Raw genomic sequence first — 12,579 nt, 5'->3', positions numbered from 1 at the left:
CGAAGATGACAAAGTGTAAAGTTATGTCTTTTTAGACACTTAAACGTTAAGGTCGCTTGAAAAGCGGCACAATGGACATAGGATATGTATCCGCGCACATGCGCGTGAACCACTGAGGAAGATTAACAAATATGATGCGTATTGCTCTTTTCCTGATGACCAACCTGGCTGTGATGTTGGTTTTCGGGCTGATTCTCAGCCTGACAGGGATCCAGTCAAGCAGTGTTCAGGGCCTGATGATCATGGCGGGTCTGTTTGGCTTTGGCGGTGCGTTTGTTTCACTGCTGATGTCGAAGTGGATGGCACTGCGTTCGGTTGGCGGTGAAGTGATTGAACAGCCGCGTAACGAAACGGAACGCTGGCTGATGACGACCATTGGACGCCAGGCGCAGCAGGCCGGTATTGCGATGCCGCAGGTTGCGATCTACCACGCGCCGGACATCAACGCCTTTGCAACCGGTGCACGGCGTGACGCCTCGCTGGTAGCCGTTTCCACTGGCTTACTGCAAAACATGAGCCGTGACGAAGCGGAAGCGGTGCTGGCACACGAAATCTCCCACATCGCCAACGGCGACATGATCACCATGACGCTGATTCAGGGTATCGTGAACACCTTTGTGATCTTTGTTTCACGTATTCTGGCGCAGATCGCGGCGGGCTTTATGTCCGGTAACCGTGATGGTGAAGAGAGCAGCAACGGTAATCCGCTGGTCTATTTTGCGGTATCGATGGTGCTGGAACTGGTGTTTGGTATTCTTGCCAGCATCATCACCATGTGGTTCTCACGTCACCGTGAATTTCATGCCGACGCCGGTTCTGCGAAGCTGGTGGGTCGTGAGAAGATGATTGCAGCGTTGCAGCGCCTGAAAACCAGCTATGAACCGCAGGAACCCAGCAGCATGATGGCGTTCTGTATTAACGGTAAAGGCAAATCGTTCAGCGAGCTGTTTATGTCGCATCCGCCGTTAGATAAGCGTATTGAAGCCCTGCGCAGCGGTCAGTATCTGAAGTAAGCGTGATGACAGTATGAAGGCGACCCTCTCGGGTCGCCTTTTTTTATGCCGCGGCGCGGGTCTGGGTCATGCGTGACAGGCTGACCACCGCCGCCACGCTTGAAAAGCCACCGGCCAGCAGCAGAGAAGCATGGGTGCCGCTCTGGTCAAACAGGTTAAACATCAGCGCCACCAGTGCCGCACCGATGCTCTGACCCAGCAGGCGGGCGGTGCCGAGCATTCCGCTGGCACCACCGCTGCGGTGACGCGGTGCAGAGGTGATAATGGTGTGATTATTGGGGGACTGAAACAGGCCAAAACCTGCGCCGCATAGCATCATCCGCCAGATAATATCCGCATCGGTAGGCTGGACCGGCAGCATCGCCAGCAGAAACAGTCCGGCCGCAAACATCGCCAGACCGATACCGCCAAGCAGGCCGGCATGGACGCGCTCAATCAGTCGTCCGGCTATCGGGGCAAACACCATGGTCGCCAGCGGCCAGGGCGTCAGCAGCAAACCGGTTGTCACCTCATCGCGGCCCAGCACGTTCTGCAGGAAGAACGGCAATGACACCATGGCCAGCATCTGCGCGCAGAATGAACAGACCGAGGTGCCCATCGACAGGCTGAAAATCGGGATACGCAGCAGATCCACCGGCAGCAGCGGGACCGCCATGTTCAGCTGACGTCGAATAAAGAACAGCCCCACCAGCAGCAACGCCACCAATTCCGCCAGCACCAGCCAGCCATTCTGACCCTGAGCAAAGCCGCTTAAAGCGGATATCAGCAGGCCGAAAAACAGCGCATTCATAATAGCGCTGGGAATATCAAACTTCTGCGAGGTCGCTTTCTGCGGGTTATCCGGCAAGGTACGCAGCGCCAGCCACAGCGCAATTATGCCCAGCGGCACGTTAATCAGAAACAGCCATTTCCAGCTGGCAACGGAGAGAATCGCCGCGGCCACAGTCGGGCCGGCTGCGGTCGATACCGCCACAATCAGCGAGTTGATTGCCATTCCGCGGCCAAGGTAGCGCTGCGGATAAATAATGCGTATCAGCGCAGTATTCACGCTCATCAGGGCCGCGCCGCCAAAGCCCTGCAGCACACGGGCAAAGGTCAGCATATTCAGCGAGGTAGAGAGGGCGCAGAACAGCGAGGTTGCAATAAACAGCGCCAGCCCGGCCTGATAAACACGGCGATAGCCCAGCATATCGCCCAGAAACGACAGCGACAGCAGCGAAACGATAATCGCAATCTGGTAGGCATTGACGATCCATACCGATTCCGCCGGACTGGCATTCAGTTCACGGGAAATGGTCGGTAACGCCACGTTGGCAATCGCACCATCCAGCACGGCCATGGTGATGCCCAGCGCGATGGTCAGAATCGCCCAGTAGCGCTGGGCAACAGGGAGTCCGTCTTGCGGAGTAGAGGTCGGCATAAGGTAATTACTAAAGAGGGTGAATATCACCATGCTAATGAAATTGCCATGAAAAAGCAGCGCGCAACGTGACAAAAAGTTGTCTTAAAATATGTCTTAGCGCCGGCAGCGGCCTCTGCGGCGCTCATGCTTCATCCGCTGATCCCGGCTGCCACTCACCCAGACCGGCGGAATGCCTGGTTTTCCGCGGCTGGGCCAGTGCCGGAAACGCACCGCACGACGCGGTGTTGCTGGCGTCTTACCGGTCACGATTCTGATCGATAAAGGCGGCTGAGGCGCGAAATCATTTCCGCCGTCGCCAGCCTCGCTCTATACTGACAGTCCGTTCCATTTTTTTTGAAACAGGTTTAACAAGGTGCGCGATGTCCTCTGCTGAAAATGACAAACAGCCCGATTCAGTCTCCTCGGTACTTAAAGTGTTCGGTATTTTGCAGGCACTGGGTGAAGAGCGCGATCACGGTATTACGGAACTCGCGCAGCGCGTGATGATGTCGAAAAGTACCGTTTACCGTTTTCTGCAAACCATGAAGTCGCTGGGTTACGTTACTCAGGAAGGGGAGAGTGAAAAATATTCGCTGACCCTGAAGCTGTTTGAGCTGGGCGCAAAAGCGTTGCAGAACGTCGATCTGATCCGCAGCGCCGACGTGCAGATGCGGGAGCTGTCGCGCCTGACCAAAGAGACGATTCACCTCGGGGCGCTGGAAGAGGACAGCATTGTCTACATCCACAAAATTGATTCACTCTACAACCTGCGCATGTATTCACGCATCGGCCGGCGTAATCCGCTGCATACCACCGCCATTGGTAAAGTGCTGCTCGCCTGGCGCGATCGTCAGGAAGTGAGAGAGATCCTGCGCGACGTTGAGTTCAAACGCAGCACCGCCAATACGCTGTTAAGCGCAGAGGCGCTGCTTGAGACGCTGGATCAGGTTAAAATCCAGGGTTACGGCGAAGATAATGAAGAGCAGGAAGAGGGATTACGCTGCATCGCGGTACCGGTGTTTGATCGCTTTGGCGTGGTGATCGCCGGACTGAGTATTTCCTTCCCGACCATCCGTTTTTCAGAAGACGCCAGACAGGACTATGTGGCCATGCTGCACCGCGCAGCACGCACTCTGTCAGCAGAAATGGGATTTCATCACTACGACTTCTGACAACAGCGGGCCACTGCGCCCGCCGTTTCAAAAATCAGTTATCAATCACTTCTCCGCTCTTCTTCAGTAACGGACAATCGGTAACGCCGATTACGCCACTGTCAGTATGCAGATATTGCGCGCTGATAAGGCCACGAGCGGTAAGATAACTGCACTGCAATCCCAGACCCGCTGCGTTTTTGGTGCTGCCGGTCAATACGCCGTAACCGGTAAAAAGCATCGCCAGCCAGATGACCGCCAGTAAACCTATTGTCCGAATCAACAGTTTCATTTTGTCTCCTTGTGACAGATAACGCAGCGATCCACATATTGCTGCTGGTCGTGATTGTACCAGCATGCCTCGCTTTTCTGGCCGGATCGATCAGAGATAACTGAAACGGTAAATTCTGTATTCGCGCAAAGCCATTATCTTTTACCAGGCCTGAGGGTAGAATGGGCGGTTGTCGTGTTTTCAGACTTTCCACTAAGGTGTATGAGGCAGTTATGAATGAGTTAGCCGCAAATTCGGGACCACTGGTCAGTTATGGTCTGCTGGTGATAATTTTGATTGTGGCCTTTATCGTCTGGTTCTTTGTCAACCGGGCCAGCGTGCGCGCCGGTGAGCAGATTCATTTACTCGAATTGCTGCTGGAAGAGCAGAAGAAGCAGAACCTGCTGTTACGCCGTCTGGTTGAGGCGCAGCCGGGTTCAGAGAGCAAAAAAACTGAGGAAGATCAGGATAAACGCGATTTCATCCGTCTGATCCCGGAACGTTAATTCCCGCAGGGAGGCTGGATGGCCTGGAAAAATCCGTGGTATGACAGCAGTAAAGCGCATCACACGCCTGAGGGCTTTCGCAATCCGGAACCCGAAGCGCGTCAGCCCGGCGATCTGCAACGCTGGCGTCGTGAGCGTAAAGCGCAGGGATTGCCACTGCCGCCGCAGCAGGGCTATGCCGGCTTTACCGCGCGGTGGTGGCAACCGGCCGATCTGAGCGGCAGCGATGACCGCATCTGGTGGCTGGGACATGCTGCGTTGTTACTTCGGATTAACCAGCGCTATATCCTGATCGATCCCGCGTTATCGCCGCGGGCTTCACCGCTGCGTTTTGCCGGGCCGCCGCGCCGGACGCCTGCACCGTTGCACATCCGCGATTTACCGCAGCTCGATCTGGTGCTGGTCTCACATAATCATTACGATCATCTCGACACCCCGACGATTAAACAGATTATCCGGCGGTTTCCGCAGGTCAGATTTGTGGTGCCGCTCGGCCTGGCTGTCTGGTTCAGCCGTCAGGGTGCCAGAAAGGTGGAGCAGCTGGACTGGTGGCAGTCGCTGCAGATTGACGATCTCTACATTGATGCGGTACCGGCGCGCCACTGGAGTATGCGAACGCTGCGCGATCGCAATCGTTCACTCTGGTGCGGCTGGGTCATTCGTTCGGCAGGGCTGCGTTTCTGGTTTTCGGGCGATAGCGGCTACAGTGACAATTTGCTGGAGATTGCGACCCGTATCGGACCCTTCAACCTTGCGGCTTTACCCATCGGAGCCTGGGCACCAAAATGGTTCATGGCGAGCCAGCATATGGACCCGGATCAGGCTGTTGCGCTTTGGCAGGCGGCAGGCAGGCCGTTAACGGTTCCGATCCACTGGGGCGTGTTTGAACTGGCTGATGAATCTTTAGATGTCCCACCGGCCGAACTGAACCGTGCGCTGCAGCGGGCAGGGGAGAAGGAGACCTGTTTTTCTGCCTGGCGAATAGGGGAAAGCCGGGCACTGGATAATACCGACCAGGAATAATCCTAAAGCAGAGGAAATGATTTTAATCAGCCTCTGTTTTATCTGACATCAATTTTTCACTTCAAAAGCAAAATTTCTAATAAGTAAAATCTGAACTGATGCTTTTATTTGGCGCAGCACAAAATGATGAATCCTGTTTTTGGTGCAACGTGCTTTTTATATTTGTACTAAATAAGGTGCGCTGTACAGGATTGGCGCTGCGTTAATCACTTTTGTGGTCTACCGCTTCGCTTATTCTTTTAGCGTTTGCCATATTTGTGAAATAATAATTTCTTATGGTATCCATCAGTTTAGCCGAAGCCGGGCGCAGAAGCGCAGGCTACTGCGACTGCGAAGGCATTTGGTGGAATAGCGGAAGTCTTTATTTCATCGGGCCGAAAAGCGCGTCTTCTGTACCAGACGGAACATTCATTGTGAGCACTCTGGCAATTGTGGACAAAGCTTCTCACCTCGTTTAAAAATGGCTTGCCATTATTTTAAGGATATGTGATAACAATTCGTGGGTTAAACGAGGTACAGTTCTGTTTATGCATGGCATCTTCAGTAAAGAAGTTACGAGTAAAGACGTTGACGTTGAATACCGCTTCCTTGCCGAACCTTAATTAGTGCCTCATTCAGTAACGTCTCTGGTTTCTCTGTAGGTCAGCCTTCGGGCTAAATAAACATTCAAAGGAATTTGCAAAATGGCAAAGATTAAAGGTCAGGTTAAGTGGTTCAACGAGTCTAAAGGTTTTGGTTTCATTACGCCTGCTGACGGTAGCAAAGATGTGTTCGTACACTTCTCCGCTATCCAGGGCAATGGTTTCAAAACCCTGGCCGAAGGCCAAAGCGTTGAGTTCGAAATTCAGGACGGCCAGAAAGGCCCGGCAGCAGTAAACGTTACTGCTATCTGATTCGACTCCGACTCGGTGCACTGCACCTCGACACGGAATCTTAAAGCCCTGGCGAATTCGCCGGGGCTTTCTTTATGCTTCCGATGCGCAAACGTAAAGGGTACACTGCGGCGCGTTATCTGCTGCCGGAGTGCCTCATGTCGTTGATCTGCCCCCTTTGCCATTCCCCTCTTATCCTGACTGAGCGCAGCTGGCGCTGTGAAAACCGTCATCAGTTTGACCAGGCGAAAGAGGGCTACGTCAATTTGCTGCCCGTTCAGCATAAACGTTCGCGTGAGCCGGGTGACAGCGCGGAAATGATGCAGGCACGGCGTGAATTTCTGGAGGCGGGCTATTATCAGCCGCTGCGCGACCAGGTGGTCAGCCTGCTGGCCCCGACGCTCTCCCAGCCGGGCAGCCAGATTCTTGATATTGGCTGTGGCGAAGGTTATTACACCGCGGCGCTGGCGGCAGCCAACAGCGAGACGGGTCAGGTTTACGGGCTGGACGTTGCCAGAATGGCGATCCGGCTGGCGGCAAAGCGCTACGCTGAGGTGCTGTTCTGCGTGGCCTCCAGCCAGCGCTTACCCTTTGCCAGCCAGTCGCTGGATGCCATAGTGCGGATTTACGCACCCTGTAATGAAGCGGAGCTGGCGCGGGTGCTGAAGCCCGGCGGCATCGTGCTTACCGTTACTCCCGGCCCGCACCATCTGCAGCAGTTTAAAGCATTGATCTATCGCGAGGTGCAGTTGCACGCGGCGGAACAAAAAACCTATCCCGATTTTCACCTGCTGGCGCAGCATTCGCTGCGTTATCCGATGGCGCTGACCGGCGCGGCGGCCACCACGCTGTTGCAGATGACGCCTTTCGCCTGGCGAGCGCGTGATGAGGTCTGGCAAACGTTGCAGCAGAGCGACCAGTTCAACTGTGACGCCGATTTCACCCTGACGCTGTGGCAGCGCGACTAACGCGCCTCCACCAGGGTGTTATAGATGCGCTCCAGATCGTCAAGTTGCTGCACCGCTACCAGCAGCCGACGCTGTTCGAGCTGGATCACCAGAATGCCATCTTCAGAAAGATTCATCCCTTGAATCCGCCGGTAATCGATCCAGACGCCGGCATAAAACAAGCCGCCGTTTTTCATCAGCAGTTTTGGCCGGCGTAACCAGAACAGCCAGAACGCCAGAAAGCTCAGCACCATCAGTAAAGACGTGGTGAGCTGCGGGCCGTGATGGCTGACGTTATTCCACAGCAGAATCAGCAGCAGACCAATGAAGATCAGACTGTCGATTTTGTGTCGCCGCTGCAGCGCCACCCGTAAGCGGGTTGGCCCGCGACGACGCGGCAGAATCACCTCATCGTAAATCGCAAACAGCAGCAGGGCGGCAATACAGCCTGCAATCAACATGTCGGTCAATGACATGGAACCTCCTCAAACAGGGTGAGATCAGCCCGTCAGGGCTCAGCTCACCACGCTAAAAAAAGTCGGGAGCCTGGGCTCCCGACCGGCTGGCATTACAGGCCGAGCAGTCCGATCCAGTAACCGAAGATACCGATGGCGAAGAAGCCGACGATAATCCACAGCGCATTGACCTTACGGCGTAACAGCCACATACAGGCGAAGGTCAGCAGCAGCGGCACCACGCCCGGCATCAACTGATCGAGAATCGACTGCACCGTGGTGACAGTGGTTTTGCCGGTTGAGTCGGTAATGCGCGAGACGACCAGTGGAATGTTGACGTGCGTCCACTTGTTCACCAGCGCGCCCATGACAAACAGGCCCAGTATCGAGGCGCCCTCCGTCAGTTTTTGCAGGAAACCGCCGCCCATATCGCTGACGATATCGATCCCTTTGCGATAACCATAGGCCACGCCGTAATAGCGGGTCAGCAGGCGCGCCAGGTTAAACAGCACAAAGAACAGCAGCGGGCCGAGCAGGCTGCCGCTCATCGCAATGCCTGCGCCCAGCGCTGCAAACACCGGACGTACCGTTCCCCAGAAGATCGGATCGCCGACCCCGGCCAGCGGCCCCATCAGACCCACTTTGATACCGTTAATGGCACCATCATCAATCGCAGCGCCATTGGCACGCTGCTCTTCCATCGCCATGGTCACGCCCAGCACCGGGGCCGCCACGTAAGGGTGCGTGTTAAAAAATTCGAGGTGACGCTTGATCGCCTGTTTGCGTTCGTCATTGTTTTCCGGATAGAGACGGCGGATCACCGGCACCATCGAGAAGCAGAAGCCCAGCGCCTGCATACGTTCAAAGTTCCACGATCCCTGAAACAGGTTAGAGCGCATAAAGACAGCACGGACGTCACCCGGCGTGAGTTTCTTTTCGACTTTGGTAATATCAACCATGTTCTCACCTGTTCCTTAATCGAGTTCGTTATCGAGATCGTTAGCACTGGCTGGGCCTGCAGGCGCGCCAGCGACCCGGTTGTATTTCGGGCTGAGCTGGATGTAGAGCACCGCCATCACCACACCGATAACGCCAAGCGCGACCAGGTTAAAGTTGGTGAAGGCCGCGGTCACGAAGCCCAGATAGAAGAACGGCATCAGGTAGCCTGCGCGCATCATATTGATGACCATCGCGTAACCAACCACCACGATCATCCCGCCGGCGATGTTCAGGCCATTGGTGACAACGTCAGGAATCGAACTGAGTAAGGCGTGAACCGCGCTGGTTCCGACAGAAATCGCCACAATCAGTGCCGGAATCGCGATACGCATCGCCTGCAGCAGCAGGGCAGAGACATGGATCCAGGAGATAGCGGTGAGATTCCCTTTCTCGGCCGCCTTATCAGCAGCGTGCTGGAACGCCACGGTAATGGTACGTACGATAATCGTCAGCACCTGTCCGGCCGCCGCCAGCGGGATCGCCAGTGCAATACCGGCACCGACGCTTTGACCGCCAGCGATAACCAGAATGGTCGAGATGATGGAGGCGAGTGCGGCATCCGGCGCAACAGCGGCACCGATGTTCATCCAGCCCAGTGCAATCATCTCCAGCGTACCGCCGATGATAATCCCGGTTTTCATATCTCCTAATACGGCACCAATCAGCGTACAGGCGACCAGTGGGCGGTGAAACTGGAACTCATCCAGAATCGAGCCCATACCGGCAATACAGGCGACAATAAAGATCAAAATGATTTGTAGCGAGGTTATTTCCATCATACTTCTTGTCCTCAGCAGGATAACGAAAATGAGCCTGGCGAAGCAGGCGCAGACGGCACTGCGTTACGAATTAACCTTCGCAATCAGATCCATCATTTTCAGTTTCTGGTCGCTGGAAACTTTACGGACTTCCAGTTCAATATTGCGCTCATTCAGTTTACGAAACGCGGCAATGTCCTTTTCATCAACCGAGACGGCATTGTTCACCTGGGTTTTGCCCTGACGGAATGCCATACCGCCAATATTGACGGTTTTAATATCAACACCCTGTTCCACCACCCGAAGTACATCGGTAGGGTTGGTAAACAGCAGCATTACCCGATCCTGACCATATTTCGGGTTATTCCACACCCGCACCATCTTATCGACATCCACGACGTGTGCGGTGACGCCCGGCGGCGCAACCTGCGTCAGCAGCGTTTTACGCACGTGATCGTTAGCCACCTCATCGCTGACCACGATAATGCGCTGCACGTTGGTCTCTTTGGTCCAGCGTGTCGCCACCTGACCATGGATCAGGCGGTCATCAATACGTGCCAGCCCGATTTTCATATGGTCACCCGGTGCCATCGGTTTGGCCGGCTGTGCCGGTGCTGCCGCCGGTTTTGCTGCCGCCGGCGCAGGGGCCGCTTCTTTGGCTTTCAGCGCCTTCACGCCTTCACGGCCGGTTTCAACCGCCACGGCAATCAGTTCGTCGAAAGTGGGGTTGTCATCGCGCGCCATCAGGGTTTCGACCAGCATCGGGATATTAACGCCAGCCACCACATCATAATCGGGCTTATCCACCACAATGCGGCTGGCCGCATTAAAGGGACTGCCTCCCCAGGTATCGACTAAAAACAGCACGCCCTGCGCGGTATCCAGCTCCGCCAGCCGCGCCTGATACTTTTCAATCAGCGTTTCTGCATTTTCGCCCGGCACAAAGTCGATCCATCCGACATTTTCCTGCTCGCCTAACAGCATTTCTGCCGTTTTAAGCAGTTGTTCCGCTGCCCAGCCATGTGTACCAATTACAATCGCAATGGTCACTTGCTACCTCCGTTCGCTTGAGATGCTCATCTGAGTCAATGAACTGTATGAGTTACCGCTTCGGTTATGTGAAAATTCTGATCCCGAGGGTTCCGGATAGTGCCGGAAAATCATCGGGTAACCGCGATAAGGTCGTAAAGTCGCGATTTATTTTAGTGATCGAAAAAATAAATTATGTGATGGCTGTCTGCTATTCGCAGCCTGATTAACCGAACCTGCAATTAAATGCGCTCCGTCATTTGATCTGCAGATTGTAAAAATAAGAAAATTTTTTGACGCCATAGCGCGACCTGATACATTAACGATCTGTTTATTATTCAGGAGTAACGGGCCTCAGCCCACCTTTATGGATCGTCACCGACGTCGCTTAACCTGTTCTTTGCGCCTCCCGGCGCGTCATCTATCGCCTGCGGGCGTTTTCACCGCTTTTCCGATTGTCCCTCTGTCACGCTTTAACGCGCTGACACGCATCGGTTCACACTGTTCCTCGTTCGGGAGTCATTAATGGAATTTCTATTCGACCCCTCAATCTGGGCGGGTTTGCTGACGCTTGTGGTACTGGAAATCGTGCTGGGTATCGATAACCTGGTCTTTATTGCCATCCTTGCGGATAAGCTGCCGCCGAAGCAGCGTGATAAAGCACGGCTGATCGGCCTGTCGCTGGCGCTGGTGATGCGTCTGGGCCTGCTGTCGCTGATCTCCTGGATGGTGACGCTCACCACGCCCCTATTCAGCGTAGGCGATTTCAGCTTTGCCGGACGGGATTTAATCCTGCTGGCGGGTGGTCTGTTCCTGCTGTTTAAGGCGACGATGGAGTTGCATGAAAGGCTGGAGAACCGCCAGCTCGACGGTTCGGGTAATCGGGGTTATGCCAGTTTCTGGGCCGTGGTGACGCAGATTGTGGTGCTGGATGCGGTATTCTCGCTGGATGCGGTGATAACCGCCGTGGGTATGGTGAACCATCTGCCGGTGATGATGACCGCCGTGGTGATCGCCATGGGTGTGATGCTGCTGGCTTCTAAGCCGTTAACCAACTTTGTGAATGCCCATCCGACCGTGGTGGTGCTCTGCCTGAGCTTCCTGCTGATGATTGGCCTGTCACTGGTGGCAGAAGGCTTTGGTTTCCATATTCCTAAAGGTTACCTCTATGCGGCGATTGGCTTCTCGATCCTGATTGAGCTGTTTAACCAGATTGCCCGCCGGAACTTTATTCGCCATCAGTCGCATCGGCCGATGCGTGAACGAACCGCAGAGGCGATTCTGCGGCTGATGGGCGGTCGCAATCGTGCCCAGACGGCGAGCAGCAGCAGTAACGATGAATCCGCGCTCACCGAAGCGATGCCGCAGGAAGCGTTTAAAGATGAAGAGCGCTATATGATTAACGGTGTGCTGACGCTGGCGTCCCGTTCGATTCGCAGCATCATGACGCCGCGCGGTGAGATCTCCTGGGTGGATGCGAATCGTCCGGTGGATGAGATCCGTATTCAGCTGCTGGATACGCCGCACAGCCTGTTCCCGGTCTGTCGCGGTGAGCTGGATGAAATTGTAGGTGTGGTGCGGGCCAAAGAGCTACTGGTGGCGCTGGAGCACGGCGTCGATGTGGCGACCTTTGCCGCCAATACGCCGACCATCGTGGTGCCGGAAACGCTGGACCCGATCAACCTGCTGGGCGTACTGCGCCGGGCCAAAGGCAGTTTTGTGATTGTGACCAACGAGTTTGGCGTGGTGCAGGGCCTGATTACGCCACTGGACGTGCTGGAAGCGATTGCCGGTGAATTTCCGGATGAGGATGAAACGCCGGATATCATCGCCGATGGCGACGGCTGGTTAGTCAAAGGCGGCACCGATTTGCACTCGCTGCAACAGTTGCTCGACTTCCATGAACTGGTCGATCCGGATGAAGATCACGCCTCGCTGGCGGGCCTGCTGATTGCTCAGAAAGGGCAGTTACCGCAGCCAGGCGACGTCATCGATATCACACCGCTGCACTTCCGGATTATCGAAGCGACCGACTACCGTATCGATCTGGTGCGGGTCACCAAAGATCAGCCGCTGGATGAAGAGGAAGAGCGTTAAGGCGACAGGCGCTGAGGTATTACCGCAAGCGCCGTTAGGGTAACGTCAGCTCGCTT

General features: G+C 55.1%; 14 protein-coding genes. 8 read left to right on the top strand and 6 right to left on the bottom strand.

Translation table 11 applies throughout. From position 1 onward, the window contains the following. The first annotated feature begins 131 nt into the window (after positions 1-131). Positions 132-1,013, top strand: a complete 882-nt coding sequence (gene htpX, locus WFK59_RS06720; RefSeq protein WP_233987968.1) for a protease HtpX — start codon at positions 132-134, stop codon at positions 1,011-1,013. Positions 1,014-1,056: 43 nt separating this feature from the next. Here htpX and WFK59_RS06715 read toward each other — a convergent pair whose 3' ends face one another. Beyond that, positions 1,057-2,433 (bottom strand): MFS transporter, encoded by a 1,377-nt coding sequence (locus WFK59_RS06715; protein ID WP_336755350.1) that lies wholly within the window; start codon positions 2,431-2,433, stop codon positions 1,057-1,059. A 362-nt stretch (positions 2,434-2,795) separates the two neighbouring features. Between WFK59_RS06715 and kdgR the strand changes: the two genes are divergently transcribed. After that, entirely contained in the window at positions 2,796-3,587 is a 792-nt protein-coding gene (kdgR, locus tag WFK59_RS06710; protein ID WP_233987970.1) for a DNA-binding transcriptional regulator KdgR, read from the top strand. Positions 3,588-3,621: 34 nt separating this feature from the next. On the opposite strand, the gene WFK59_RS06705 is transcribed toward kdgR, so the two are convergent. Beyond that, complete coding sequence (locus tag WFK59_RS06705; RefSeq protein ID WP_233987971.1) at positions 3,622-3,858, bottom strand: YobH family protein; 237 nt, start codon at positions 3,856-3,858, stop codon at positions 3,622-3,624. Between the two features lie 212 nt (positions 3,859-4,070). Here WFK59_RS06705 and WFK59_RS06700 point away from each other — a divergent pair, with 212 nt between their 5' ends. The 5 genes from WFK59_RS06700 to rlmA all read left to right on the top strand — a co-directional run bounded on the left by WFK59_RS06700 (position 4,071) and on the right by rlmA (position 7,206). After that, the gene (locus WFK59_RS06700; protein WP_233987972.1) at positions 4,071-4,343 is read left to right on the top strand and encodes a YebO family protein; all 273 of its coding nucleotides are present in this window, start codon (positions 4,071-4,073) and stop codon (positions 4,341-4,343) included. Positions 4,344-4,361: 18 nt separating this feature from the next. After that, positions 4,362-5,366, top strand: a complete 1,005-nt coding sequence (locus WFK59_RS06695; protein ID WP_336755348.1) for an MBL fold metallo-hydrolase — start codon at positions 4,362-4,364, stop codon at positions 5,364-5,366. A gap of 527 nt (positions 5,367-5,893) precedes the next feature. Beyond that, on the top strand, positions 5,894-5,968 hold the full coding sequence (locus tag WFK59_RS06690; protein WP_143811575.1) for a DUF2627 domain-containing protein: 75 nt from the start codon (positions 5,894-5,896) through the stop codon (positions 5,966-5,968). 81 nt (positions 5,969-6,049) lie between these two features. After that, positions 6,050-6,259, top strand: coding sequence for a transcription antiterminator/RNA stability regulator CspE (gene cspE / locus WFK59_RS06685; protein WP_003852684.1), 210 nt, complete (start codon positions 6,050-6,052; stop codon positions 6,257-6,259). 137 nt (positions 6,260-6,396) lie between these two features. After that, the gene (gene rlmA / locus WFK59_RS06680; RefSeq protein WP_336755347.1) at positions 6,397-7,206 is read left to right on the top strand and encodes a 23S rRNA (guanine(745)-N(1))-methyltransferase; all 810 of its coding nucleotides are present in this window, start codon (positions 6,397-6,399) and stop codon (positions 7,204-7,206) included. On the opposite strand, the gene WFK59_RS06675 is transcribed toward rlmA, so the two are convergent. From WFK59_RS06675 to manX, 4 genes are all read right to left on the bottom strand, one after another. Then, the gene (locus tag WFK59_RS06675) at positions 7,203-7,661 is read right to left on the bottom strand and encodes a DUF986 family protein (RefSeq protein WP_233987975.1); all 459 of its coding nucleotides are present in this window, start codon (positions 7,659-7,661) and stop codon (positions 7,203-7,205) included. The genes rlmA and WFK59_RS06675 overlap by 4 nt on opposite strands. A gap of 92 nt (positions 7,662-7,753) precedes the next feature. Further along, positions 7,754-8,599: a PTS mannose transporter subunit IID gene (locus WFK59_RS06670; protein WP_031374635.1), complete on the bottom strand. Its 846-nt coding sequence runs from the start codon at positions 8,597-8,599 to the stop codon at positions 7,754-7,756. A gap of 15 nt (positions 8,600-8,614) precedes the next feature. Then, complete coding sequence (locus tag WFK59_RS06665) at positions 8,615-9,415, bottom strand: PTS mannose/fructose/sorbose transporter subunit IIC (RefSeq protein WP_031374634.1); 801 nt, start codon at positions 9,413-9,415, stop codon at positions 8,615-8,617. 66 nt (positions 9,416-9,481) lie between these two features. After that, entirely contained in the window at positions 9,482-10,447 is a 966-nt protein-coding gene (gene manX, locus WFK59_RS06660; RefSeq protein ID WP_233987976.1) for a PTS mannose transporter subunit IIAB, read from the bottom strand. Positions 10,448-10,951: 504 nt separating this feature from the next. Between manX and WFK59_RS06655 the strand changes: the two genes are divergently transcribed. Further along, positions 10,952-12,523 carry a TerC family protein gene (locus WFK59_RS06655; protein WP_233987977.1) on the top strand — a complete coding sequence of 524 codons (1,572 nt, stop codon included), beginning with the start codon at positions 10,952-10,954 and terminating at the stop codon, positions 12,521-12,523. The last annotated feature ends 56 nt before the right edge of the window (positions 12,524-12,579 follow it).

It is taken from the genome of Pantoea sp. USHLN298, assembly GCF_037149395.1.
Taxonomy (GTDB): domain Bacteria; phylum Pseudomonadota; class Gammaproteobacteria; order Enterobacterales; family Enterobacteriaceae; genus Pantoea; species Pantoea astica.
Note: the sequence above shows the minus strand (reverse complement) of the source record. Positions and strands in the feature narration are given on the sequence as shown.

Bases quoted from the DNA above. Each gene is read 5' to 3' on its own strand.
- htpX (WP_233987968.1), top strand. From the start codon at position 132: ATGATGCGTATTGCTCTTTTCCTGATGACCAACCTGGCTGTGATGTTG.
- WFK59_RS06715 (WP_336755350.1), bottom strand. From the start codon at position 2,433: ATGCCGACCTCTACTCCGCAAGACGGACTCCCTGTTGCCCAGCGCTAC.
- kdgR (WP_233987970.1), top strand. From the start codon at position 2,796: ATGTCCTCTGCTGAAAATGACAAACAGCCCGATTCAGTCTCCTCGGTA.
- WFK59_RS06705 (WP_233987971.1), bottom strand. From the start codon at position 3,858: ATGAAACTGTTGATTCGGACAATAGGTTTACTGGCGGTCATCTGGCTG.
- WFK59_RS06700 (WP_233987972.1), top strand. From the start codon at position 4,071: ATGAATGAGTTAGCCGCAAATTCGGGACCACTGGTCAGTTATGGTCTG.
- WFK59_RS06695 (WP_336755348.1), top strand. From the start codon at position 4,362: ATGGCCTGGAAAAATCCGTGGTATGACAGCAGTAAAGCGCATCACACG.
- cspE (WP_003852684.1), top strand. From the start codon at position 6,050: ATGGCAAAGATTAAAGGTCAGGTTAAGTGGTTCAACGAGTCTAAAGGT.
- rlmA (WP_336755347.1), top strand. From the start codon at position 6,397: ATGTCGTTGATCTGCCCCCTTTGCCATTCCCCTCTTATCCTGACTGAG.
- WFK59_RS06675 (WP_233987975.1), bottom strand. From the start codon at position 7,661: ATGTCATTGACCGACATGTTGATTGCAGGCTGTATTGCCGCCCTGCTG.
- WFK59_RS06670 (WP_031374635.1), bottom strand. From the start codon at position 8,599: ATGGTTGATATTACCAAAGTCGAAAAGAAACTCACGCCGGGTGACGTC.
- WFK59_RS06665 (WP_031374634.1), bottom strand. From the start codon at position 9,415: ATGGAAATAACCTCGCTACAAATCATTTTGATCTTTATTGTCGCCTGT.
- WFK59_RS06655 (WP_233987977.1), top strand. From the start codon at position 10,952: ATGGAATTTCTATTCGACCCCTCAATCTGGGCGGGTTTGCTGACGCTT.